The 23,227-nt window shown below is 74.3% G+C and carries 19 protein-coding genes and 1 tRNA gene; 11 read left to right on the top strand and 9 right to left on the bottom strand.

The window, feature by feature from the left end; genetic code table 11:
• Positions 1 to 520: 520 nt before the first annotated feature.
• Positions 521 to 1,495 carry an MsnO8 family LLM class oxidoreductase gene (locus AB0O53_RS25335; protein WP_365198455.1) on the bottom strand — a complete coding sequence of 325 codons (975 nt, stop codon included), beginning with the start codon at positions 1,493 to 1,495 and terminating at the stop codon, positions 521 to 523.
• Positions 1,496 to 1,784: 289 nt separating this feature from the next.
• Here AB0O53_RS25335 and AB0O53_RS25330 point away from each other — a divergent pair, with 289 nt between their 5' ends.
• Together AB0O53_RS25330 and AB0O53_RS25325 are read left to right on the top strand one after the other, a co-directional pair.
• Positions 1,785 to 2,684, top strand: coding sequence for a hypothetical protein (locus AB0O53_RS25330; protein WP_365198434.1), 900 nt, complete (start codon positions 1,785 to 1,787; stop codon positions 2,682 to 2,684).
• A gap of 486 nt (positions 2,685 to 3,170) precedes the next feature.
• Positions 3,171 to 4,109 (top strand): hypothetical protein, encoded by a 939-nt coding sequence (locus tag AB0O53_RS25325; protein ID WP_365198431.1) that lies wholly within the window; start codon positions 3,171 to 3,173, stop codon positions 4,107 to 4,109.
• Between the two features lie 209 nt (positions 4,110 to 4,318).
• Here AB0O53_RS25325 and AB0O53_RS25320 read toward each other — a convergent pair whose 3' ends face one another.
• The gene (locus AB0O53_RS25320) at positions 4,319 to 5,980 is read right to left on the bottom strand and encodes an alpha/beta fold hydrolase (RefSeq protein ID WP_365198428.1); all 1,662 of its coding nucleotides are present in this window, start codon (positions 5,978 to 5,980) and stop codon (positions 4,319 to 4,321) included.
• Between the two features lie 775 nt (positions 5,981 to 6,755).
• Here AB0O53_RS25320 and AB0O53_RS25315 point away from each other — a divergent pair.
• Positions 6,756 to 7,577, top strand: coding sequence for a YqjF family protein (locus AB0O53_RS25315; RefSeq protein WP_365198426.1), 822 nt, complete (start codon positions 6,756 to 6,758; stop codon positions 7,575 to 7,577).
• 360 nt (positions 7,578 to 7,937) lie between these two features.
• Positions 7,938 to 8,492 (top strand): hypothetical protein, encoded by a 555-nt coding sequence (locus tag AB0O53_RS25310; protein ID WP_350999610.1) that lies wholly within the window; start codon positions 7,938 to 7,940, stop codon positions 8,490 to 8,492.
• 37 nt (positions 8,493 to 8,529) lie between these two features.
• On the opposite strand, the gene AB0O53_RS25305 is transcribed toward AB0O53_RS25310, so the two are convergent.
• Positions 8,530 to 9,072 (bottom strand): NUDIX domain-containing protein, encoded by a 543-nt coding sequence (locus tag AB0O53_RS25305; protein ID WP_365198423.1) that lies wholly within the window; start codon positions 9,070 to 9,072, stop codon positions 8,530 to 8,532.
• A gap of 71 nt (positions 9,073 to 9,143) precedes the next feature.
• Between AB0O53_RS25305 and AB0O53_RS25300 the strand changes: the two genes are divergently transcribed.
• The 5 genes from AB0O53_RS25300 (at position 9,144) to AB0O53_RS25280 (ending at position 15,253) form a co-directional block, all read left to right on the top strand.
• A complete protein-coding gene (locus AB0O53_RS25300; RefSeq protein ID WP_350999604.1) occupies positions 9,144 to 10,616 on the top strand; it encodes an SWIM zinc finger family protein in 1,473 nt (490 codons plus the stop codon).
• Positions 10,613 to 13,300 carry a DUF6493 family protein gene (locus tag AB0O53_RS25295; RefSeq protein WP_365198420.1) on the top strand — a complete coding sequence of 896 codons (2,688 nt, stop codon included), beginning with the start codon at positions 10,613 to 10,615 and terminating at the stop codon, positions 13,298 to 13,300. Before AB0O53_RS25300 ends, AB0O53_RS25295 begins: the two co-directional genes overlap by 4 nt.
• A gap of 79 nt (positions 13,301 to 13,379) precedes the next feature.
• Complete coding sequence (locus AB0O53_RS25290) at positions 13,380 to 13,772, top strand: hypothetical protein (RefSeq protein WP_365198417.1); 393 nt, start codon at positions 13,380 to 13,382, stop codon at positions 13,770 to 13,772.
• Positions 13,773 to 13,820: 48 nt separating this feature from the next.
• Positions 13,821 to 14,645, top strand: a complete 825-nt coding sequence (locus AB0O53_RS25285) for a MerR family transcriptional regulator (protein WP_350999596.1) — start codon at positions 13,821 to 13,823, stop codon at positions 14,643 to 14,645.
• Between the two features lie 179 nt (positions 14,646 to 14,824).
• Entirely contained in the window at positions 14,825 to 15,253 is a 429-nt protein-coding gene (locus tag AB0O53_RS25280; protein WP_365198414.1) for a hypothetical protein, read from the top strand.
• 84 nt (positions 15,254 to 15,337) lie between these two features.
• Here AB0O53_RS25280 and AB0O53_RS25275 read toward each other — a convergent pair.
• From AB0O53_RS25275 to AB0O53_RS25260, 4 genes are all read right to left on the bottom strand, one after another.
• A tRNA-Trp gene (locus tag AB0O53_RS25275) sits at positions 15,338 to 15,412 on the bottom strand.
• Between the two features lie 59 nt (positions 15,413 to 15,471).
• On the bottom strand, positions 15,472 to 16,380 hold the full coding sequence (gene puuE / locus AB0O53_RS25270) for an allantoinase PuuE (RefSeq protein ID WP_350999590.1): 909 nt from the start codon (positions 16,378 to 16,380) through the stop codon (positions 15,472 to 15,474).
• A 63-nt stretch (positions 16,381 to 16,443) separates the two neighbouring features.
• Positions 16,444 to 17,064, bottom strand: coding sequence for a hypothetical protein (locus AB0O53_RS25265; protein ID WP_350999587.1), 621 nt, complete (start codon positions 17,062 to 17,064; stop codon positions 16,444 to 16,446).
• A 266-nt stretch (positions 17,065 to 17,330) separates the two neighbouring features.
• Complete coding sequence (locus AB0O53_RS25260) at positions 17,331 to 18,245, bottom strand: helix-turn-helix transcriptional regulator (RefSeq protein WP_365198407.1); 915 nt, start codon at positions 18,243 to 18,245, stop codon at positions 17,331 to 17,333.
• A gap of 116 nt (positions 18,246 to 18,361) precedes the next feature.
• On the opposite strand from AB0O53_RS25260, the gene AB0O53_RS25255 reads away from it, so the two are divergent.
• Both AB0O53_RS25255 and AB0O53_RS25250 read left to right on the top strand, forming a co-directional pair.
• Positions 18,362 to 19,786 (top strand): MFS transporter, encoded by a 1,425-nt coding sequence (locus AB0O53_RS25255; RefSeq protein ID WP_434094466.1) that lies wholly within the window; start codon positions 18,362 to 18,364, stop codon positions 19,784 to 19,786.
• Positions 19,787 to 20,352: 566 nt separating this feature from the next.
• Positions 20,353 to 20,757, top strand: a complete 405-nt coding sequence (locus AB0O53_RS25250) for an aggregation-promoting factor C-terminal-like domain-containing protein (protein WP_350999581.1) — start codon at positions 20,353 to 20,355, stop codon at positions 20,755 to 20,757.
• A gap of 133 nt (positions 20,758 to 20,890) precedes the next feature.
• Here the strand turns inward: AB0O53_RS25250 and AB0O53_RS25245 are convergent, their stop codons facing one another.
• Together AB0O53_RS25245 and AB0O53_RS25240 are read right to left on the bottom strand one after the other, a co-directional pair.
• Complete coding sequence (locus AB0O53_RS25245; RefSeq protein ID WP_365198404.1) at positions 20,891 to 22,021, bottom strand: PP2C family protein-serine/threonine phosphatase; 1,131 nt, start codon at positions 22,019 to 22,021, stop codon at positions 20,891 to 20,893.
• A gap of 213 nt (positions 22,022 to 22,234) precedes the next feature.
• Positions 22,235 to 23,182: a DUF2218 domain-containing protein gene (locus AB0O53_RS25240; protein WP_403139435.1), complete on the bottom strand. Its 948-nt coding sequence runs from the start codon at positions 23,180 to 23,182 to the stop codon at positions 22,235 to 22,237.
• Between the last annotated feature and the right edge of the window lie 45 nt (positions 23,183 to 23,227).

Below are 23,227 nucleotides of genomic sequence, written 5' to 3'. Positions count from 1 at the left end.
AGGGTGGCGGCACCGATGAGGGTGCCGGCGGCCAGGAGGGTGGCGAGAGCGCGGCGGGTGGCGAGGGAAACGGACATGGAGGATGAACCCCTTCGTCGTCAACAGGCGGCCCCGACCGGTGACATGCCCACCCGTCACCCCCATGCGTACGGGTACGGATGCGTGCCGGTCTGGCTCGAAACGGATCCCGGCGTCTGGCCGAGGAGCCACACTCTGACCCCCGCCGACCCCCGGACACCGCCCCACCCACCCCCTGTTTCCCAATCCGGATATGTCCGTAACCCTCCCTTGTAGCGGACAACCGTCAAACCCGGATTGACGCCCCGGACACCGCAGTTCACCACCACCCCGTGGCACGCCTGCGCAGCCGCCCTCCCCACCACCGCACCCCGCCCCGGCCCACCACCCGCACCACTGCGCCGAACGGGTTCAAGCCCCTGTAACAGCCACCCCCGACACCCCTGTCGCACACACCCGCGCACAACGACCCCGGCGTACGGGACCCCCGCGCGGCCCGCGCCTACGCCCCCCAGTACTTCCTGACCAGTTCGTACGAAGCGATCCGGTCACCCAGGTCGTAGACGGGCGTGGCCAGCATCAGCTCATCCGCCCCCGCCTCGCCGGCCAGTTGCGCGAGCCGCCCCACCACCGTCTCGGGCGCCCCGACCGCCTGCTGCGCACGGAAACCGTCCAGCGCCTGCCGCTCCTGCTCCGTGAAGGGGTGGGCGGCCGCCTGCGCGGGCGTCGGGAACGGCGTCTGGCTCAGCCCCTGCAGCAGCCCGGCCTTGACGACGTTCATCGGACCCGCCCGCCACACGGCCTCCTCCTGCGTCGGCGCGCACACCGTCTCCACGCACAGCAGCACCCGGGGCCGCTCGCACCAGCGGGACGGGGTGAACGCCGCCCGGTAACCCGCCACTGCCGCAAGGGTGTTGTCCGGACGGATGTGGTGCGCGATCGCGACCGGCAGACCGAGGGCCGCCGCGAGAGCAGCCCCCGCGGCACTGGAGGCCAACAGCCACGGCTCCGGCAGCGGCCCGAGCGCGACCTCCTCCACCAGGAACGACAGGATCGCGGCCACGTCCTGCCGGTACTCCGCGTCCGACGCCGGCCCCGCCCCGCGGCGCAACGCCCGGGCGATGCCCTCGTCGAACGTGCCCGGACCACGGCCGATACCCAGGTCGATACGGTCCTCGTGCAGAGCGGCCAACGTCCCGAACTGCTCCGCCAGCGTGATCGGCGCATGGTTGGGGGCCAGCACCCCGCCCGAACCGAGACGGATCACCGACGTCGAGGCAGCCGCGTGCGCCGTCAGCACGACCGGCGGGAACGCGCCGATCGCGGGGGAGTGGTGATGCTCCGCGTACCAGAGACGGCGGTAGCCCAGCCGCTCCACTCCCCGGGCGAATGCCGCGGTGTCCCGCAGGGTGTCCACGGCGCGGGTGCCCGTCTGCACCATCGCGACTTCCAGCGCTGAAAGAGGTATGTCGAGCATCCCGTCAGCATAGGGATCACGCGCCCCGCCACCCGCCCCGATGATCGTTTTCACGCCACCGCGGACGGACCGGCCCACGCCCTCGCCGCCGGATAACCCGCACCCGCGAAAACGTCAAGCCCCGAATTCCCGGAACGTGACCGGTATCGCGCAGAAAGGGCCTACTGGATCTGCGGCCCCACCGAAAAGGAAACGAGGCCGCAAACGCGACGGGAACAATTCCCACCTCGCGGAGGACACGATTCTTCGGAACCCGCTCAGGGGCCGATTTCCGATCAGGAGAAAAACCATGAACCGTAAGTTCGAGACGTCTGAGTCCACCCGCCCCAAGCGCCGCTTCCGCCTCGCGACCGCCGTCGCGGCCGCCGCGATCGCCGGCGGGATCCTCATCCCCTCGTCCTCCGCGATGGCCGCCCCCACCGCATCGGTGGAGAGCGTCGTCAGCCACAACAAGCACGACCACAAGAAGCACGACGGCAACCACCACGGCAAGAAGAAGAAGCGCAACAACGGCAACACCCAGGGCGGTACGCAGGGTGGCGGCAATGGCAACACCCAGGGCGGTACGCAGGGTGGCGGTAACGGGAACACCCAGGGCGGTACGCAGGGTGGCGGCAATGGCAACACCCAGGGCGGTACGCAGGGTGGCGGTAACGGCAACACCCAGGGCGGTACGCAGGGTGGCGGCAACGGGAACACCCAGGGCGGTACGCAGGGTGGTGGCAACGGGAACACCCAGGGCGGTACGCAGGGTGGCGGTAACGGCAACACCCAGGGCGGTACGCAGGGTGGCGGTAACGGCAACACCCAGGGTGGAACCCAGGGTGGTGGCAATGGCAACACCCAGGGCGGTACGCAGGGTGGCGGTAACGGCAACACCCAGGGCGGTACGCAGGGTGGCGGTAACGGCAACACCCAGGGCGGTACGCAGGGTGGCGGCAATGGCAACACCCAGGGTGGAACCCAGGGTGGCGGCAATGGCAACACCCAGGGTGGAACCCAGGGTGGCGGTAACGGGAACACCCAGGGCGGTACGCAGGGTGGCGGCAATGGCAACACCCAGGGTGGAACCCAGGGTGGCGGTAACGGGAACACCCAGGGCGGTACGCAGGGTGGCGGCAACGGCAACACCCAGGGTGGAACCCAGGGCGGCGGCTCCGGGAACACCCAGGGCGGAACCCAGGGCTGACCAGGCCATCTGAAAACCGCATCGCCTCGCAGGGGCTCCCCCTGCGAGGCGATGCCGTCCCCTTCGGCCGTTGCCGCCCCGACCACGTCGGGGCGGCAACGGCCGAAGGCCGTGCCGTGCCGTCCGGACCCCACCCCGGGCAGTGAAAACCCGCCGCCACCAGGCACTATGCGGCAGCCCATCCGAATCCGAATCTGTCAAGTCCCGAATCTCCGTCGCTTTCTCCCCGCGCCTGGAAACGGCAATCTGGAGACAGATAAACCGCTCGGCCATCAGACGGAACTGAGACACCAGACAAGCCGAATCCCCGGCTCGCGGAGAAACTCAGAAATCCGGGTCGACCATTCAAGGGAGATTTAAATGTCGAGGAAGAAGCGCGTCGCCAACATTGCCGGTCTGTCCTGTGTCACCGCGATACTCGCCGGAACGGCGGGAGTGGCATTCGCTTCCCAGGCTTCCGCACTTCCGACCGCAGCTCCTGCGGCGGTGTGCAGCCTGAAGAACGGGGAGATCCGCGGCAACGGCTTCGTCCTCAAGCAGACCTACGACGTCAAGCGCAACGGGAAGACCATCGCCCGCGTCGCTGCCAGCCCCAAGGGCGACATCCGGGTCGGCATCACCGGAGGCGGTCCGGTCTCCGTGGGCACCGTCCGGTGCACGCCGACCGGCCCCGCATCGGTCTCCACGAAGGCCGACGCGGCCACCGCAACGGCACGAGGCGCGGCAGCGGCCCAGCAGGCGGCCCGCAGCGGAGCTTCCAAGTCGCAGGCAGCCGCCATCGGTCGAAAGGCAGCGGCTTCGGAAGCGAAGAAGCTCGGACTGGCACCCTCCGTGGTCAACCAGGTGACGAACAACGTGACGAACATCGTCAACAACACGATCATCGGCGGCTCGAACAACACCATCGGCGGCACCCAGGTCGGCAACGGCAACACCCAGGGCGGCACCCAGGGCGCCGGCAACGGCAACACCCAGGGTGGTACGCAGGGTGGCGGTACGGGTAACACCCAGGGTGGTACGCAGGGTGGCGGTACGGGTAACACCCAGGGCGGTACGCAGGGTGGCGGTACGGGTAACACCCAGGGCGGTACGCAGGGTGGTGGCACGGGTAACACCCAGGGCGGTACGCAGGGTGGTGGCACGGGTAACACCCAGGGCGGTACGCAGGGTGGTGGTACCGGTAACACCCAGGGTGGGACCCAGGGTGGTGGTACCGGTAACACCCAGGGCGGTACGCAGGGTGGTGGCACCGGTAACACCCAGGGCGGTACGCAGGGTGGTGGCACCGGTAACACCCAGGGCGGTACGCAGGGTGGCGGTACCGGTAACACCCAGGGCGGGACCCAGGGTGGCGGTACCGGTAACACCCAGGGCGGTACGCAGGGTGGTGGCACCGGCAGCACCCAGGGCGGAACCCAGGGCTGATCGGCAATCAGCAGCCAGCCAGCAGCCGGCGGTCGAGTGCGGCACCTCGCAGAGGCAACCTCTGCGAGGTGCCGCCGTATGTCCGGCGCGGGCTCGTGCCGCCGGGTGTCGGCCGGGCGGGGCCGGGTAGGTGACCGGTGCGGGGTGCGGTCCTGGCCCTCATGGCTGCGACGGGGACCGTACCCCGCCCAGCCCCCCATCCCCGCTGCTCAGCGCAGTACCGGGATCACATCGCGTGTCTCGTCGACCGCCGGGCCCGCGATGCGCCGCCCGACCGGTTCCGGGGGTGCTTCGTCCGCGCAGACGGTGCCCCGTGCGGGCAGCGCCAGAGTGGTGAGGTAGCCGGTGGCCAGGGCGCTGACGCACGCGCTGCGGTTGTAGGCGGTGTGCCCCTCGGCGGCGAAGGTCAGCAGCCGCCCGTTCTCCAGCGTCCCGGCGAGGGCCACGGCGTCCCGGTAGGGGGTGTCGGGGTCCCCGGTCGTCCCCAGGACCAGGATCGGAGCCGAGCCCGCCGCCCGGTAGGAGCCCACGTAACGGCTCGGCCGGTCCGCCTGCCACTGCACGCACGCCGGCGCGTGGTTGTGGTCGTAGGCGGGAGGCCCGAGACCGACCGGGGGTCCCAGCAGCGGAGCCGACGCGGCGTGCGCGCCGACCAGCGCGCCCAGGAGCGGGCGGCCGGTCGGGTAGACGCGGTCGGCGCACTCGACGGCCGTGTTCACCGTCAGGAAACCGAAGGACGCCGGCGACGGCGGGGACAGCAGGAACGAGGCCCGCCGCTCCTGTGCCGCCCGCAGCGCCTCGCCCAGGTAGGGCCAGATCTCCCGGCCCGCGTTGATGTTGAACATCAGACGGTAGGCCAGGGTGTAGCCGGTGGCCGGACGCCCGCTCGCACTGACGACCGGGTTCGCGTCCAGTGCCCGCTTGAGGTCGGCGAAGGCCTGCCGCGGCCGGCCCTCGCCGAACCCGCAGACGGCCGCGTTGCCCGCACACCAGTCCAGGAACCGGCCGACCGCCGCGTCCAGGGCGGTGAACTGCGCGCCGTCGTAGGCGTAGGGCACCTCCGCGTACAGCCGCGGGTCGTAGGCCCCGTCCAGGACCATCGCCCGCACCCGCCGCGGGAACTGCGCCGCGTAGACGGTGCCGACGTAACTGCCGAAGGAACGGCCGTAGAAGGACAGCGTCTCCTCGCCCAGCGCCCGGCGCAGCAGGTCGATGTCCCGGGCGTTGAAGCCGGTACCGACGAACGGCACCAGGCCGCCGGAACGCCGACGGCAGGCGGCTTCGAAGTCGGCGCCCTGCCGGACGGCGCCGTGCACGGCCCCCGGGCCGGGCACCCCGCGGGCGGCGTCGACGGCGGCCGCGTACTCCTCGTCGTCCCAGCACTCCACCCGGGCGCTGCGCGCCACACCCCGCATGTCGTACCCGACGACGTCGAAGGAGTCGCGCAGGGCGGCGGGCAGGGCGGCGTGGCTGTTGCGGGCGAAGTCCACACCGGAGTTGCCCGGCCCGCCCGGGTGCAGCAGCAGCACACCGGTGCGGCGGGCCGGGTCGGCCGCGGGCCGCCGGGTGACGGCGAGGGCGATCGTGGGCCCGTCCGGCCGGCGGTGGTCCAGCGGTACGCGGGCGGTCGCGCACTCGAAGCCGTCCTGCGGGCCGGTGCAGGGACCCCAGGACAGGACGGGCACGGGCGGACCGGCAGCTCCGGCCCCGGACACCCCGGTGGACATCCCGGTCGCGGATATTGCGGCCGCGGGCAGCGCGGTGACGGAGCTCCCGGACGCGGTGCCCGTCAGTGCGGTGACCGCGGTCAGGACGAGGGCAGTCGCCCCCACCACGCGCCCGCGCGGGGCGACGGCGGAACGGGTCTGCATGCTTGGCGCACCTCCGTGAGGGTGATGGGCGTCGCGAACGGCCGCCAACGTAGCCGTCCGCCCCGCGCCCGTCGTCCCGGCAGGAGTTGATTCAGCCTTACATCCAGGAGGTGAGGTCCGGGCCCGCGCCCAGCCCCCGACCGGGCTGTCCGAGGACCTGTCCGGCGGGCGGAGCCCGCCGGTTCCCGGGGAATGCCGCACCCGCTGCGGCGAGCACCCGGACCGCCGAGGAGCACGGCATGAGGTTGCGCACGACCGCTACGGCCGCACGGGTAGCCCCGGTGGGCCCGACGCCGGCCGCGACGGCGGCCACCGCCCTCAGCAGCCCCGCCCGGGCCGCCCGTGGCCTCGGGCGCCAGGCCACAGGCCACCGGCCCCGGGACCTTCGCCTCCACCGTCCTGCTCCGGATGGGAACGGAAGGCGAACCCCGCCCCGACGACACCGCCGAGCGCCGTACGCCGGCCCGAGGCGGGCATCCGCATCCCCGACCCGGCCGAGGCGCTCACCGCGAACCGTTCGCACACGACCCCGACCGGATCGACGGCGTCACCGAGAGAACGGCCCGCAGCGGCCGGGCCGGCGGTGACGTCCCCGAACACCCCGAACACCCCGAACGCCCCGACAGGGCCTGCGCCCCGCCGAGGCCCGGATGCGTACGAACTGCGGCACCGCCGTGCCGTGGGGCCGCGGCACAGGCACGGCCGGGCCCGGCCACCGTCACCGCCGCCGGCCCGCCCGCCACCGCTGCCCAACACCCTGCGGGATACTGACGCGATGCCGCCCACGCCGCCCGCCGAGCCCCCCGAGTCCGCAGAACAGCCCCCCGGACCCCCCGGACCCCTCGGGCCTGCCGGGGCCGTCGAGCCGATATCGGCCGATCCGCCCCGCCACGCCGAAGTGCGCAGGCCCCTGCTCACCCAGTCCTGGCTCGACCTGGCCTTCCTGCACTGGCCCGCCGACCCCGCCGACGTCGCACCCCTGCTCCCGGCCGGCACCACGCCGGACACCCTGGACGGCCTCACCTACGTCGGCCTCGTCGCGTTCCGCATGCACCGCGTCGGCTGGTTCCGCCTCCCCGGCATCCCCTACCTCGGTTCCTTCCCCGAGACCAACGTCCGCCTCTACTCCCGCGACACCCACGGCCGCCGCGGCGTCGTCTTCCGCTCCCTCGACGCCTCCCGCCTCCTCCCGGTCCTCGCCGCCCGTACCGTGTTCCGCCTCCCGTACGTGTGGTCACGCATGTCGGTCCGCCGCGACGGCCCCACCCTCACCTACACCAGCAGCCGGCGCTGGCCCGGACCGCGCGGCGCGCACAGCACGATCACCGTGCGGGCCGGCGAACGCATCGAGGAGCCGACCGCCCTCGAGCACTTCCTGACCGCCCGCTGGGGCATGCACAGCGACTTCGGCGGCCGGCTGCTGTACCTGCCCAACAGCCACCCGCGCTGGCCGCTGCACCGCGCCGAACTCCTGGGCTGCGAGGAGAACCTGGTGGCCGCCGCCGGCCTGCCCGCGCCCGCCGGCCCGCCCGTGAGCGTGCTGTACTCCCCGGGAGTCCCCGTACGGTTCACCCGCCCGCCCCGCCGGCCGAACTGACCGCACCCCGCAAGCACCCCCCCGGCCACACCCGCCCAGCACCCGCCCCGGATGCGCCCCGCGCCCGCCCCGGATGCGCCCCGCGCCCGCCCCCCGTTCCCGCCCCGTGTCCCTGTCCGGCGGGCGGCCGGACGGGTACGCGCCATTGACAGAGCCCGCGGCCACGTGCGAAAAAGACCGAAGACCCCAGGTCCGAGGCCGCGCGATGTCCGTTTCTCCGCTGCCCGGCGCCGCAACCCGCAGACGCCGCCCGGGACGACAGCCCGCAGGGGTTCACCCGCCGCGATCGGCACCGGCTCGGTGCGACCGACCGCGACCGACCCACCTGAAACACGACGATCGGACCCCGACTTGACCCTCATGCCCGGATCCCGCGTGCCCGGCCGGACCTGGACGGTCCGGCTCACCGGCCACGCCGATCACAGCGCCTCCGTCACCTGCAGCACCGAAGCCTGCCGCATGCCGCCCCGTTCGAAAGACACCGCGGCCCTGAAGCGGTTCGCCGCCGAACACGTCCGGGCCCACGCCCGGCTGGCCACCGTACGGCCCGACACCGCGTGCGCCTGCCGGGCCGCGCAGTGCGCCCTCCACGAGGCCCGCACCCAGTGCACCGGCTCCACCCTCCTGGTCCTGGTCCACAACCCGGCCGTGGGACAGGTCTGGACGCTCGCCGAGATCTGCCAGTCCTGCGCGCCGCTCATCGCGCACACCGCCATCCTCGGCCGGTCCCAGCCCCCGGTCCGTCAGGGCACGCCGCCCCGCACGCCCGCGGCCGCGGTCCCCGCGCCCGCCGGTGCACCGTCCGCGGTGCCCCTGCCCGTCGCGGGCGGGTTCTCCTCACCGCAGGCCGCTCCGGAGGCACCCGCCGCCCGCCGCCGCCCGCACCGTCCCGCGCGCCCGCGCCGCACCTCCTGACCACGCCGTTCCTGACGACACCGTCCCGCGCCGGCCGTCACACCCACGTGTAGTTGTCGTCGGTGACGGCGGCCAGGGCGGCGTCGGCGGTCGCCGCGCGGGGGTCGGGCAGCGCGGCGAGCGCGGCACCGATCGGCGGGAAGAGCGGGAGCCCGGCGGTCTCGCGGTAGTCGATCCACTCGATCACGCCGACCGCGTGGCTCCCGTCGGGCTGTTCGTCCCACTCCTGCTCGGCCAGGGTGGCGCGCACCTCTGCGGTGATGTGCAGGCGGTGGATCAGGTGCAGCTTGCGCGGGGGCGGGGTCGGCCCGGGGCGGGTGACGCGCTGGTCGACGACCCACAGCAGGTCCCCGCCCTCCGCGAGGCCGACGTCCAGGCCGAGTTCCTCGGCGAGCTCCCGGCGCAGGGCGCAGGCGAGGTCCTCGCCGTCCTCGACGTTCCCGCCCGGCGGGCTGTAGTGGACGGAGCCGGCACGGTCGCGGCGGATGAGCGCGACCTCGTCCCCGCAGAACACCAGGGCCGCCGTGCGGATCTTGATGCGCGAGAACGGAACCGCCGGCGCCGGGGGAGTGGACGTCATGACGGCCATTGTCCCACCTGCGAACTGATGATCCATCAGCATTGTCGGTGGTCGCCCCTACGTTTGCGCCCATGAGCCGATCCCTCCAGGCACTCGCCTACGCACGCCCGTCCGCCCTCACCACCGAAGGCGGCGCCGGCCTCCTCGGACTGGAGACCTCCGGCGGGCTGACCCCGGTGGGCCGCGAGGCCCACCCGCAGTTCTTCGCCGGGTTCCTGAGCTCGCCCCAGGCCGCCGCCCGCGGCCTGCTCGCCGTCGCGGACGTCGCCGCCGCCCGCTACTACCAGCGCACCCTGCGCGCCTCCCTCGACCCGGTCGTCACCGCCGGCGGCGACCGGCTGCGCTTCGAGTCCTTCTCCGGCTGCTGCGGGGTCTACGCCCGGCTCGACGTACTCCCCGAAGGACTCGACGGCGCCGACACCGGCCACGGCACCACCAACGTCGACGTCAACCACCCGCTGCGCGAAGCCCTGTCCCGGCTCAGCGGCGACGAACCCCTCCACCTGCGGGTCGGCCCCGACGAACTGGCCGTCACCACCCTGGACGGACCCCTGGTGGAGAAGAAGGTCCCGCTGCCCGACCGCTGGCTGCGCGGCTTCGCCGAATCCCAGGCGATCACCGCCGCCTTCGACCTGCGCGCCGAACTGTCCGCCGCCGAGGCCGTACGCTTCCTGCGCTCCCTCCCGCGCGCCAACGCCACCGGCTCCGCCGCCGGACCGGGCGGCCGGGCACCCCTGTGGGTGGTCCCCGCCGGCCGCACCCTGCGCCCCACCACCCGCCCCGTCCCCGGCGCCGTCTGCCTGCCCGGCCCCGAACGCCTGGCCGCCCTGCAGCGGGTGCTGCGCCACGCCACCGCCCTGCGCGTGTACGGGCCCGCCGGTCCGGCCGGTGCCCCCACCGCCGCCGCCTGGGAGGTCGCCATGCCCGGCATGCGCCTGACCCTCACCCTCTCCCCGGAGCCCAGCCGCGGCTTCTCCGGCGAAGGCGCCGTCCTGGAGGCCTTGGCCGGCGACGAGACCGCCGCCGACGCCGACCTGGTCTCCGTACTGCTCTCCTGGGAGCCGCGCATCGACATCGCCGACCTCGCCGCCCAGAGCGGACTGACCCCGCAGCGCGTGCGCGCCGCACTCACCCGGCTCGGCACCGCCGGCCGCGTCGGCTACGACGCCGCGGACGCCTCCTACTTCCACCGCGAACTGCCCTACGACGCCCACCGCGCCGAAGCCCGCAATCCCCGCCTCACCGCCGCCCGCACCCTCCTCGCCGACGGCGCGGTCCACCTCCACACCCCCGCCGCCCCCACCGGGGCGGGCACCGCGACCGTCCGCTCCGGCGAGCGCCACTACCAGGTCCGCGAAGCCGCCGGCGGCGTCCTGAGCTGCACCTGCCAGTGGTGGGCCGACTACCGCGGCCGCCGCGGCCCCTGCAAACACGCCCTCGCCGTCCGCATGGCCCGCCGCGACCGAACCGCCACCGCCACCGCGCCCGCCCACACCGCCACCACCGCCGACTCGACCACCGCTGCTGCCGGAGACACCCGATGAACACCCTCCTCGACGCCGTCCGCACCGGCCGCTGCGACCTGGTCACCACCCTGGTCGCCCCCCTCACCGACAGCGAACGCCGCGCCCTCCTGCCCGAACTGACCACCCTGCGGCGCGAGATACGCACCTGGGACTGGAGCCGCCGCTGGGACGCCGAGCCCACCCTGCGCGCCCTCCACCTCGCCGGCGCCGCCTGCCACACCGGCCCGGCCGCCGCCGCCTCCTGGATCGCCGCCCGCGACCTGCGCGACGGCCGCCCCCGCGACACCGCCCCGCTGGCCGCGCTCCTCGCCGGACGCGACCCCGCCTGGCGCGCCGACGTCGCCCACCGCCTCGCCGCCCGCACCGCCACCGTCGAGGACGACTACCCCCTCATCCGCGCCCTCCTCCACGACACCGGGGCCCCCGCCCCCACCACCGACGGCTTCGTCCACGCCTGGGCCCGGGCGACCACCACCAGCACCGACACCACCACCAGCACCACCGGACGCCGCCCCCGCCCCCGTCCCCGCCCCCTGCGGGTCGCCCTGCGCGAAGACCCCTACACCGCCCAACTCGTCCCCCACCTCTTCCAGACCGCCGAACCCGCCCCCTCCCTCACCTGGTACGACGACCCCCACACCCCCGGCCGCTGGCCCGCCGAACTCGCCCACCTGGCCACCGAAGGCACCGTGGAGCGCCGCGCCCTCCTCACCGGCGCCGTAAACCGCCTGCTGCGCGGCGGCCGCACCGCCCACCTCGCCTTCTACACCGACCTCCTCGACGTCCTCGACCCCACCACCGACGAACGCGCCGAGCACACCGCGGACTGGATCGCCCTGGCCGCCGACGCCCCCTCACCCACCGCCGGCCGCGCCCAGCAGACCCTCACCGCACTCTTCGAAGCCGGCCGGCTCCCCGCCGACCGCCTCGCCGAGATGTCCACCGCCGTCCTCTTCCGCCCCGAGAAGAAACTCCTCCGCGCCCAGCTCGTCCTGCTCGGCAAGGCCCTGCGCCGCGCCCCCGCCGACCGCCACACCCTGCTGCCCGCCACCGCCGCAGCCTTCGGCCACCCCGACACCGCCCTGCAGGAGAAGGCCCTCAAACTCCTCGCCACCCACCTGCGCCCCGACGACGACGCCCTGCGCGCCGACCTCGCCCAGGGCGCCGAACAACTCGGCCCCGCCCTGCGGCGCACGGCCGCCGACCTGCTCGGCGCCCTCGCCGACCCCGCCGGCGGCCCGGACCCCGACACCTACGAGGAGACCCTCCCGGCCGTACCCGCCCGCCGCCCCCTCACCACCGGCGGCCGGAGCATCGCCGAGACCGTCGAACTCGTCGCCGCCCTCGCCAAGACCAACGCACCGACCGCCGAGGAGACCGAGACCGCCCTCGACCTCCTGGTCCGCCACGCCCACCAGGACCGCACCGCCCTGGCCACCGCACTGCTCCCGGCCCTCGCCGACCGCTACTGGGCACGCGAGGACGCCGGCCGCGCCGACCCCGGCCACCTGCGCGCCACCGAAATCCTCGCCGCCGCCGTCCTGGGCCGCCTCGACCCCGCCGACCTCTCGCCCCGGCACCCCATCAACGGCCACGGCCTGGGACAGGACTGCATCCACGACTGCCTCCACCGCGTCACCGCCGCCCGGGCCCGGGAAGCCGCCCTGCACGTGCTCACCGACCCCCTCCCGTTCCTGCTGGCCACCCCCACCCGGGACTGCGGCACCCTCGAACCGCACGACCTCATCACCCGCCTGACCGCCTACGCCCGCCAGGGCGCCACCCCCGCCCCCGCCGACTTCGCCCAGGCCCTGCTGCGCGTACGCCGCGACCCGCAGGCCGCCGCCGCGGCCGACGCCCTCGCCACCCCCGAGGGCCGGCGCCTGGCCGCCTGGCTCACCACCGACGGCGAACCGGCACCCCCCACCCGCCACGTCACCGACCAGGACCGCAGCCCGCGCAACTGGTGGGGCGGCGCACGGCCGACCACCCACCGCATCGTGCTGGACCTCGCCGAACACCCGGTCATCCAGAAGGAGTTCCCCGCCGTCTTCCACCCCCTCGGCCGCCCCCGCACCGGCACACGGCACTGCTGGCACTGGCGCGGCCAGGAACTCGCCCACCTCGCGGTCCTGCCGCAGGACCGCGAGACGCAGGCCGTGTGGCTGCTGCCCCACCTGACCGAATGCGCCATCGACGAGGACCGCGGCGCCGGCGAGGTCCTCTCCCGGCTCGCCGAACTGGGCGGCCCCGCCGGCCCCGCACTGCACCTCGCCGTGGCCACCGGCCTCGGAGCCCGCCACACCGAGGACCGCCTCGCCGCGGTCGACGCACTCCTCGTCCTGGCCGCACGCGGCGAACTCGACACCGCCCTCCTCGGCCGCGAACTCGCCGAACTGCTGCGCCTGGGCACCGTCAAGCCCAACCGGCTGGCCGACGCGGCCCGCACGGCCGCGGCCACCGGGGCGTACGCGACGACCTGGGCGTTCCTGGCCGGAGCCCTGCCCGCCGTCCTCGCCGGCACCCCGGCCCGCGGCGCGGGCGAACTCCTCGCCGTGGCCGCCGACTGCGTGGAGCACTGCGGGTTTACCGGCCCGCTCCCCGAGGGCCTGGCCCCGGCCGCCACCCGCAAGGGCACCTCCCAACTGGCCACCCAGGCCCGCCGCCTGCACACCGCCCTGACGCCCGTCGCCGCCGGATGACCACCCGCCCCGGCCCGCCCCCCGGCCCGACCCTGGTCCCGGGCGCGGGCCGGGCGCGACGCGATGCGATCCTGCACCGGTGGACCTCAACGACGAACACTGGCGGACCTGGACCCACAGGTTCCTGGCCCTCCTCGCAGCCGACCTCCCCGACCAGCAGGCCTGGCTCGGCGAGCGCCGGCTCACCGTACAGAGCGCCGTCGAAGAGGCCGAGTTCGCCCGCAGCATCGCCGAAGGCCTCACCGACCGCGGAGTCCTCACCCCCGGGCACCTGCACACCCTCCGGGCCGTCGCCCGCCGCACCGGCGCCCTCGACGCCACCGCCCGTACCGCCTCCTGGGCCGACTCCCTGGCCGCCGACCCCGCCTGGGACGAGGTCCGCACCCTCGCCCGCGGCTTCCTGCGCACCCTCCCCGACGACCTGCCCCTGCCCCTGCCGCGCCCCGTCCCCCCGAACCCCGGTGACCGCTGAACCCGCCCGGTTGACCCTGACCCTGGGGGAGAGGGGAGCGTAGTGGCCATGGAGGAAGAAGCACTGCTCAGCATCGGCGCGTTCGCCCGCCGGGCACGGCTGTCGCACAAGGCCCTGCGGCTCTACGACCGCCACGGCCTGCTGCCGCCCGACCACGTCGACGCCGTCACCGGCTACCGGTACTACCGGGAGGGCCGGCTCGCCGCCGCCCGGCTCATCGTGCGGCTGCGCGGGCTGGACATGCCGCTGGCCGACGTCGGCGCGGTCCTGGCCGCCCCCGCCCCGGAGGCGGCCCGGCTGGTGGCCGAGTACTGGGACGGCGTCGAGCGCCGCCACGCGGCGCAGCGCGAGCTGGCGGCGCACCTCCGTATCCACCTGCTCGGAGACGAAGGGAACACCGACATGTACGAGATCCAGGAGCGCGAGGTGCCGCAGCAGCTGGTCCTCACGGAACAGCGGCACATCACCCCGGAGGAGCTGCCCGACTGGATCCCGGCCGCCCTGGGCCGGCTGGCCGCTGTGGCACGGGAGCACGGAGGGTTCTTCGGCGACCCGTTCGTCGTCTACCACGGGGAGGTCAACGAGGACAGCGACGGCCCGGTGGAGCTCTGCGTCCCGGTGGACCCGGCCCGCGCCGGGCGCCTGCCGGCGGCCTCCCGCACCGAACCGGCCCACACCCAGGCCTACACCCGCCTCACCAAGGCACAGACGGCCTACCCGCAGATCCTCTCCGCCTACGACGCGGTCCACGCGTGGGCGCAGCGCGAGGGCCGCACCACGGGGGCGGCACCCCGCGAGGTCTACTTCGCCGACTGGTCCGGGATCGGCCCGGCCGACCCGGCCTGCGACATCGCCGTCCCCCTGGCCGACTGACCACCACACCGCACGGGGCCACCGCGGTCGCCACGCCGCCTGTCACGCGCCTGTGACAGTCGGCGGACAGCTTCATGAAGTCCGGGAGCCAGTCTTTTAACCAGAGAACGAAACGGACATTTCGCCCAAGGTTCTCTGGGTCCGATCATCCCTCCCGCCTCTCCTCTGGAGTCATTCCCATGTTCCGCACCACCTCCCGTAAGCAGCGTTTCGCCCTGTACGCCGTCTCGGCCGCGATCGTCGGAGGGGGCGTGCTGGTTCCCACCAGCGCTTTCGCCGCCCCGGCCACGGCCTCGACGACCTCGGCCGCTGCCCAGGCGCAGAGCGGTCACGGGAACAAGGACAAGAACGAGAAGTGGGAGAAGAAGAACGACAAGCACAACAAGGGCAAGAAGAACCAGAAGCACAAGGGCAAGAAGGACAAGGTCCGCGACGTGGAGAACATGCCGGGCTGCAAGTTCTACCAGGGCAAGGTCTACTGCGAGCACAAGCCCGACAAGCCCGTCCCGGCCCCCAACCCGGCCCCGAAGCCGGCCGACCCGAAGCCGGCCGACCCGAAGCCGGCCGACCCGAAGCCTGCCCCGCAGGGCGCCCCCCAGCAGAGCTGACCGGCCCCTGCCGCATCCGACCGGCCCCTGCCGGACCCGCCCGGGTCCGGCAGGGGCCGTCCGGCTGTCACGGTACGGAGCGGACGGAGCCGGCCGGATTCGAACCGGCGTCCTCACGATTTTGGAGACCGTGCGCGACGACCTCTGCGCTACGGCCCCGCCCGCCCGGCATCCTAGGCGCACCCGCACCCGCACCCGCACCGCATCCGTGCAGGTGTTCAGTCCGCGGGCGGGTGCGTGGCCAGCCAGTGCCGGGCGATCTCCTCCCGCGTGGCGACCCATGCCCCGCCCCGCCGCGCGACGTGCTCCAGGAACCCGTCGAGCGCCCGGATCCGCCCGGGCCGCCCGATGATCCGGCAGTGCAGGCCGACACTCATCATCCGCGGCCGGTCCGCACCCTCGGCACGGAGCGTCTCGAAGGTGTCGACGAGGTAGGCGAGCATGTCGTCGGCGGTCGTGAAACCGTGGACGATCAGGAACTTGAAGTCGTTCGCGTCGAGGCTGTACGGCACCACCAGGTGCGGGCGGCCCCCCGCCTCGACATAGAACGGCAGGTCGTCGGAGTAGTCGTCGCTGTCGTAGAGGAAACCGCCCTCCCCGGCCACCAGCCGCCTGGTGTTCGCGCTGGTCCGGCCCGTGTACCAGCCCACCGGCCGGCGCCCGACGAGCCGCTCGATCACCGAGGCCGTGCGCGCGATGTCGGCGCGCTCGACGTCCTCGGGCACGTTTCGGTAGTCGATCCAGCGCCAGCCGTGGCCCGCCACCTCCCAGCCCGCGGCACCCATCGCGCGCGCCGCGCCGGGGTTGCGCTCCAGGGCCTGCCCCACGGCGTGGACGGTCAGCGGCGCACCGTGCGCCGCCAGCGTGCGGTGGACGCGCCAGAAACCCGCCCGCGAGCCGTAGGCGAACATCGACTCCACGTTCAGGTCGCGTCCGCCCGTCACGGGCGGTGCGCCCACGATCTCGTGGAGGTACCCCTCCGAGGCGCGGTCGCCCTCCAGGACGTTCTGCTCCCCGCCCTCCTCGTAGTTCAGCACGAGGCTGACGGCGACACGGGCACCCCCGGGCCACGCCGCACGCGGCGGCCCGGCACCGTACCCGGCGAGATCACGCTGCTGCTCGGACACGGCCCGCACCCTACCGCCGCCACCCCGCCCCCGCCGCGCGCACGCGCCCGGCCCGCGAGGCCTCTAGTACAGCTTGTTCACCGCGGTCCGCAGCGTCTTCTTCCAGGCGGTCACGGGCGGCTCGCCCCAGTAGCTCGACCACAGGACCAGCGTGACGGTGTCCCCGTCGCGGCCCACGCCCCACAAATAGTTGAAGTGGGGGCGCTCCCGGGCGCCGGCGTCGAAGGTGTACATGCCCTGGAGGGTGGCGCCCTCCTCCACGTCCACCACCCCGTGGTCGTGGCCGGTCGCACTCACCCCGGGCGGCTGCGGCCGGTCCGCGCAGCCGGCGTAGTCGCGCCGGGTCGCCTCCGCGAACGCGGCCGCCTCGGACTCGGTGGCGAAGACCACCACCTTCTGCTGGGCGAAGGCGGTCTCGGCGGTGGTGAAGTCCCGGTGCCACACGTTCACCTCGGGCCGCCCCTCCGGCCACCCCTGCAGACACGGGCCGTAGGACTCGCCCCACCCCCGCGCGATCGGCGCGGCCCGCCACGACTCGGTCGTGGGCAGGTCGGAGAGGTACAGGCTCCCCGGCCGCGGCCGCCACTGGTCGGCGCCCGCGGCCGGGCCCGACGCCACCGCGACGGCCAGCACCGCGGCCCCCGCCACGACACAGCCCCCGCGCACCCTCGTACGTACTGTCATCTCCCGCTTCCCCCCGTGCGTCCCGGTCACCTCCCCCCAGCCTGCGGCGCCCCCGCCCCGGAACCCGGGCCGTCCGCCCGCGGACGACCGGAAAACCCACCCTGATTGACCGAAAACGACAAACGCCCCCAAGCGCCCCCAAGCGCCTCAAGAAATCCCAAGCGGCCCGAAGCGGCACCAAGCGATACCGGGCGATACCGGGCCATCCCTGGCGGTCACGAGCGCCCCCGGGGAGATCCGATTCCCCGCCCTCCGGGCACACCGCCTCAGGCGCCGCCCCGGGCCCCCGCTCGCACCCCGCCCCGCGCGCCGTCCCGCACCCCGTCCCGTGCCCCGGCCAGCTCCTCCAGGCGCTCCAGCCGCTCCCGCGTCCGCCCGTCCAGCGGCACGTACGACACCAGCCGCGCCCCCGTCCCCGGCCCGAGCCACAGCGTGGTGTGCTCCACGTGCAACAGGCCCACGTGCGCGTTGCGCAGGTACTTCGCCTTCGAGCTCTGCCCCACCACCTCGCGCCGCGCCCACACCTCCCGGAACTCCGACGACGCCCCCTCCATGCGCGCCAGCAGCGCCTGCCACGCCGGCTCCGTCAGGTGCTCGGCCATCGCCGCCCGGAACTTCGCCGCCATCAGCCGCAGCGTCGCAGGCAGATCCACCACCGCCGCCCGCCACTGCGCATCGGTGAACGCCAGCCACATGCAGTTGCGGTCCTGCGGCTCCAGGGCGTCCATGTCCCCCAGCAGCCGCCCGTACGTCGGGTTGTAGGCGAGGATGTCGTACCGGCTGTTCTGCACGCACGCCGGAATCGGACCCAGCTGATCCAGCACCGCCCGCACCGCCGGCGTCACGCTCGGACACACCGCCGGCGCCGCCGGATCCTGGCTCCCGGCCAGCGCGAACAGGTGCGCCCGCTCGCTCACGTCCAGCAGCAGCGCCCGCGCCACCGCGTCCAGCACCTGCACCGACACCTGGATGTCACGCGCCTGCTCCAGCCACGTGTACCAGGTCACCCCCACCGACGACAGGTGCGCGACCTCCTCACGGCGCAGCCCCGGAGTGCGCCGGCGCGGCCCGCGCACCAGCCCCACCCGCTCGGGGGTGATCCGCTCCCGCCGGCTGCGCAGGAACTCCGCCAGCTCGTGCCGGCGCACGTCGCTTCCGCCCGAAGGTGCCACGGTGGTCATGCGCCCCAGCCTGCCGCACCGCCGATCCCGTTGCCAGGTACTCCTGGTACCCGGATAAGGACACTCTGGTACCCGCATGCCACCGGGGTGATCGTCGAAGGGTGACCGACACCCGCCTGCGCACTCCCGCCGCCCCGACCGCCACCGCGGCCGGGCCCGCCGCCGCCCACCTCAGCGGCCCCGGCCTGTTCACCGTCCTGCTCGGCGCCGCCCTGCCGCTGATCGACTTCTTCATCGTCAACGTCGCACTGCCCTCCATCGAGCACGACCTCGCCGCCGGCCCCGCCCTGCTGGAGCTGATCGTCGGCGGATACGGCGTCGCCTACGCCGCACTCCTCGTCCTCGGCGGCCGCGTCGGCGACAGCCTCGGCCGCCGCCGCCTCTTCCTCGCCGGCATGGCCGCCTTCGGCGTCACCTCGCTGGCCTGCGGCCTCGCCCCGACCGCCTGGACCCTCGTCGCCGCCCGCATCGCCCAGGGCGCGGCCTCCGCCCTGATGCTCCCGCAGGTCCTCGCCACCATCCAGGCCACCACCACCGGCCCCCGCCGGGCCCGCGCCATGAGCCTCTACGGCGCCACCGCCGGCCTGTCCATGGTCACCGGCCAGATCCTCGGCGGCCTCCTGGTCGCCGCCGACCTCGCCGGAACCGGCTGGCGCGCCGTCTTCCTCGTCAACGTCCCCGTCGTACTCCTCGCCCTCCTGCTCGCCGTGCGCACCGTCCCCGACACCCGCGCCGGCCGCCCCGCAGGCGTGGACGTCCCCGGCACCGTCCTGCTGGCCCTCGCCCTGCTCTCGCTCCTGCTGCCGCTCACCGAGGGCCGCGCCGCCGGCTGGCCGCTGTGGACCTGGCTCTCCCTCGCCCTCTTCCCCGTCGCCGCCACCGCCTTCTACCTCACCGAACGCCGCGCCGACCGGGCCGGCCGCACCCCGCTGGTCCCGCCGAGCCTGCTGCGCCTGGACTCGCTGCGCCGGGGCCTGTTCCTGCTGCTGCCGTTCTCGGTCGGCTTCAGCGGCTTCATGTTCGTCGTCGCCGTCACCCTCCAGCAGGGCCTGGGCATGGGTCCGGTGACGGCGGGCCTGGCCCTGGTGCCGATGGCCCTGGCCTTCTTCGGCGCCTCCCTGGCCGGGCCGCGCCTGGTCACCCGCTTCGGCAGCCGCGTCGTCACCGCCGGCGGTCTCGTCCAGGGCGCCGGGATCGCCCTGCTGCTGGCCACCCTCCACCACGGCGGGCCCGACCTCGGCCCGGCCGCCCTGGCCCCCGGCGTGTTCCTGGCGGGCCTGGGCCAGGGCCTGCAGCTGCCCGTACTGATGCGGCTGATGCTCTCCGACGTGCCCGCCGACCGCGCCGGCGTCGGCAGCGGCGTCATGATCACCGCCCAGCAGTCCGCCCTCGCCCTCGGTGTCGCCGCCCTCGGCAGCCTCTTCCTCGCCCTGGCCCCGGCGGCCGGCCTGCGGGAGGCGGCCGCGGCGACCCTGCTGGTCCAGCTCGCCCTGATCGCCCTGACCGTCCTGCTCAGCCTCCGCCTGCCCCGCATCCACTGACCCGCCCCCACCGAACCGTGCCCCGTACGCGCCGGCCCCGGGCGCAACGGCAACGGCTACGGCAACGGCCCGGTGCCCACACCGCCGGCCGCGCCCAGGAGCAGCCCCGCCACGGGCCGGCGCGGCCACGGGCAAGGAAGACAGCCCCAGACTGCTCATTTCCTTTGAATCCACCGCAATACGGACATCCGTCCCGGCTCCTCAAAGGGGTACGACCGGTGACGCCCGGTGAGATCCGGGCGCCCCCGGGGTGACCCGCCCCATAGGACTCACGTCACACACGAGGCGCGGTAGTAGACACCGAAGGCCCCGCCACGGCCCCTCCCATCCGGCTCCCACCTGCGCGAACACCGCCCCGGCCCGGGCAGGGCCGACGGGCCCCCACTGCGAAGCCCCCTAGTAATGGCGGTCGTTGCCAGGGGGTCGGGGCGTCTGTAGAACTGGATGAGTCGCCGGGCGGCACGGGGTCCTCCCCGCCGCCGACGAACCCCTCTCCACCGCGTGAGTGGCTCACGCATGCCCCAGGCATGCCGCGACCGCCCTTGTCCCCTGTGGAAGGTATCTCCGTGTCCAACTCCGTCATCCGCCGCATCGCCGCCTCCAAGAAGGCCCTCGCGGGCACCGTCGTCGCCCTCGGCGTCGCCGGCTCCATGCTCGCCACGGTTCCCGCCCAGGCGGCCCCGACGAGCGCCAAGGCGATCGCCCAGCAGATGATCAAGGACCCGGCGCAGTTCGCGGCCTTCAACAACATCGTTTCCCGCGAGAGCGGCTGGAACCACACCGCCACGAACGCCTCCTCCGGCGCGTACGGCCTGGTCCAGGCCCTGCCGGCCTCGAAGATGGCCTCCGCGGGTGCCGACTGGAAGACCAACCCGGCCACCCAGATCAAGTGGGGCCTGGACTACATGAACGAGCGCTACGGCAGCCCCGTCGGCGCCTGGAACTTCTGGCAGGCCAACCACTGGTACTAAGCCGCCAGTGGGCAGCCGCCGCACACGAAAGACGCCCGGCCGGGATCTCCCGGCCGGGCGTCTTTCGCATGCCCACCCCGCCCCACCCCGCCCCACCCGGCACGGCCCGCCGCACGGCCCGGCGCGGACGGGGTCAGACGGCGCCGTGCGGGGCGATGGCGAGCATCGCGACATCGTCGTGGAGGCTGCGGGTGTGGCGGGGGAGGTCGGTGTTGAGGAAGTTGATGACGTCGGCGGGCCCGGGGGCGGGGCGGTCCGCGAAGCGGTGGCGCAGGCGGTTCACGAGCGGGTAGAAGTCGCCGTCGGTGTCGCGGGCCTCCACCAGCCCGTCCGTGACCAGCAGCAGGATGTCGCCCCGGGCGAAGCGGTGGTGCCACACCGCCGGCGCGCCGGTCTCGGCCAGGCCGCCCAGGCCCAGCGGCAGCGCCGGCGGGCCGCTCAGGACCCGTACCTCGCCGCGGGAGATGAGGACCGGCTCGACGTGCCCGTGGTTGGTCACCGTCACCCGGTCGGACAGGCTGTCGTACTCGACGAGCACCGCGGTCGCGAACAGCTCCTCGTCCTGGGTCTCCTGCGCCTCCGCGGCCAGGCGCCGCTCCAGCCGGGCGGCCACCGTCGGCAGGTCGTGCGCCTCGTACGCGGCTTCGCGGAAACTGCCCAGGAGGGCCGCGACCGTGTGGACCGCCTGGAGCCCCTTGCCGCGCACGTCGCCGATGATGGCGCGCTCCCCGCCCCGGGTGGCGCGGATGTCGAAGAGGTCTCCGCCCACCATGGTCCCGGCCTCGCTCGGCCGGTACAGGCTGGCCGCCAGCACGTGCCCGACCCGGTGCGGCACCGGCCGCAGCAGGGCCCGCATCAGGGCCTCGGCGACCGAGTTGGCGTGGACGAGACTGCGCTCCTGGCGGGTGCGGTGCGCGGCGAGCGCGGTCGAGAGGACGCCGACGACGGCGGTGGCGATGTCGGCGGTGACGTGATGGGTCTCCCACAGGTGGTAGGAGACCCCCGCGAGGAAGCCTTCCAGGAGGATGGCGAGCACGGTGAACGCGGCCACCGCCACCGGGCCGAGGGCGTACGCGGCGATGGGCGGCAGGGCGATCAGGAAGAAGCTCACCGCCCACTCGTTGTGCAGGCCGGCCTCCAGCGCGAGGACGAGGGCGACGTAGGCGAACGGCAGCCACCTCATCCAGTCGGGCGGCACGGCGGGTGCGAAGCCGTCGTGGTCCGCGACGGCCGCGAGCGCCACGTCCGCACGCCCCGGGCTCACCGCACGCCCCGGGGCGCCGGGGGGTGGGGCGCCGCCCACCGGGGGGACCTGTGCACACGCGCCTCCTGACACGAGCGTGACCGACCGTCACAGCGTGATCAGGAACCCAGGCCGAACCGCCGATTACGCCGACAGCGGCATGTTGGCCCCCCGCACCGCCGCCCCGCACCGCCCCGCACCGCACCGGCCCCCCCCGGGGCGTTCGGGGTCGGGTCAGCGGCGGCGGGCGATGGTGACCCCGTCGCGCACCGGGAGCATCACCGAGTCCACCCGCTCGTCGGCGGCGATCAGGTCGTTCAGGCCGCGCATCGCCAGGTGGTGCTCCTCCCGGTAGGCGGGATCGAGGACGCGGCCGCCGAGGAAGACGTTGTCCAGCACCACCAGCCCGCCCGGCCGCAGCCGGCGCACGATCTCCTCGTAGTACGCCGGGTAGCCGGCCTTGTCGGCATCGATGAAGGCGATGTCGACGACCGGCTCCGGGCCCAGCGCGCGCAGCGTCTCCAGCGCCGGGGCGATGCGCAGGTCGATCCGGTCGGCGACGCCCGCACGCTCCCAGTACGGCCGGCCGATCGCCGTCCACTCCTCGCTGACGTCGCACGCCAGCAGCCGGCCGCCGGCGGCCAGACCGCGCGCGATGCACAGGGTCGAGTAGCCGGTGAACACGCCGACCTCGACCGCGAAGCGGGCACCGGTCAGCCCGGTCAGCATGGTCAGCAGCGCGCCCTCGTCGGAGGAGACCTGCATGTGCGCGGCACCGGCGGTGGCCTCGCGGGTGGCGGCGGCCAGTTCCCCGAGGATCTCGTCGGCCGGCGTGTGGTGGCCGAGCAGGTACGTGCCGACGACGGGCTCGGTGGGCTCCAGTGCGGCCCCGTCGATCGGGGCCGTCCACTCCACGCGGAGCTCCTCCTGGGCGGCGAAGCGCACCAGGTGGCGGGTGACGACGTCCTGGACCCCGGTCAGCGACTCGGCGTCGACCGCGGTGGCGGTCAGCTCCAGCCCGTCCGGGGTGGCCAGGAGCCCGCAGGTCCCGGAGGCGACGGTGATCGTGCCGCGCCCGTCGGGGGAGAGGGCGGTGGAGGCCTTGTGGCCCATGTGCGAGACGAGCTGCTTGATGTAGCGGGCGGGGCGGTCGGTGGTGACGCGGGCGGTGGCGAGGGGCATCGGACTCCAGGGTCTCGTCGGTCTCTCCGGGGCCGGTCAAGTGGC

The organism is Streptomyces erythrochromogenes, assembly GCF_040684695.1.
Taxonomy (GTDB): domain Bacteria; phylum Actinomycetota; class Actinomycetes; order Streptomycetales; family Streptomycetaceae; genus Streptomyces; species Streptomyces erythrochromogenes_C.
Note: the sequence above shows the minus strand (reverse complement) of the source record. Positions and strands in the feature narration are given on the sequence as shown.

What these genes read in the sequence shown, in the direction of transcription:
- AB0O53_RS25335 (WP_365198455.1), bottom strand. Translation starts at nt 1,495, where the DNA reads ATGCTCGACATACCTCTTTCAGCGCTGGAAGTCGCGATGGTGCAGACG.
- AB0O53_RS25330 (WP_365198434.1), top strand. Translation starts at nt 1,785, where the DNA reads ATGAACCGTAAGTTCGAGACGTCTGAGTCCACCCGCCCCAAGCGCCGC.
- AB0O53_RS25320 (WP_365198428.1), bottom strand. Translation starts at nt 5,980, where the DNA reads ATGCAGACCCGTTCCGCCGTCGCCCCGCGCGGGCGCGTGGTGGGGGCG.
- AB0O53_RS25315 (WP_365198426.1), top strand. Translation starts at nt 6,756, where the DNA reads ATGCCGCCCACGCCGCCCGCCGAGCCCCCCGAGTCCGCAGAACAGCCC.
- AB0O53_RS25310 (WP_350999610.1), top strand. Translation starts at nt 7,938, where the DNA reads ATGCCCGGATCCCGCGTGCCCGGCCGGACCTGGACGGTCCGGCTCACC.
- AB0O53_RS25305 (WP_365198423.1), bottom strand. Translation starts at nt 9,072, where the DNA reads ATGACGTCCACTCCCCCGGCGCCGGCGGTTCCGTTCTCGCGCATCAAG.
- AB0O53_RS25300 (WP_350999604.1), top strand. Translation starts at nt 9,144, where the DNA reads ATGAGCCGATCCCTCCAGGCACTCGCCTACGCACGCCCGTCCGCCCTC.
- AB0O53_RS25295 (WP_365198420.1), top strand. Translation starts at nt 10,613, where the DNA reads ATGAACACCCTCCTCGACGCCGTCCGCACCGGCCGCTGCGACCTGGTC.
- AB0O53_RS25285 (WP_350999596.1), top strand. Translation starts at nt 13,821, where the DNA reads ATGGAGGAAGAAGCACTGCTCAGCATCGGCGCGTTCGCCCGCCGGGCA.
- AB0O53_RS25280 (WP_365198414.1), top strand. Translation starts at nt 14,825, where the DNA reads ATGTTCCGCACCACCTCCCGTAAGCAGCGTTTCGCCCTGTACGCCGTC.
- AB0O53_RS25265 (WP_350999587.1), bottom strand. Translation starts at nt 17,064, where the DNA reads ATGACAGTACGTACGAGGGTGCGCGGGGGCTGTGTCGTGGCGGGGGCC.
- AB0O53_RS25260 (WP_365198407.1), bottom strand. Translation starts at nt 18,245, where the DNA reads ATGACCACCGTGGCACCTTCGGGCGGAAGCGACGTGCGCCGGCACGAG.
- AB0O53_RS25240 (WP_403139435.1), bottom strand. Translation starts at nt 23,182, where the DNA reads ATGCCCCTCGCCACCGCCCGCGTCACCACCGACCGCCCCGCCCGCTAC.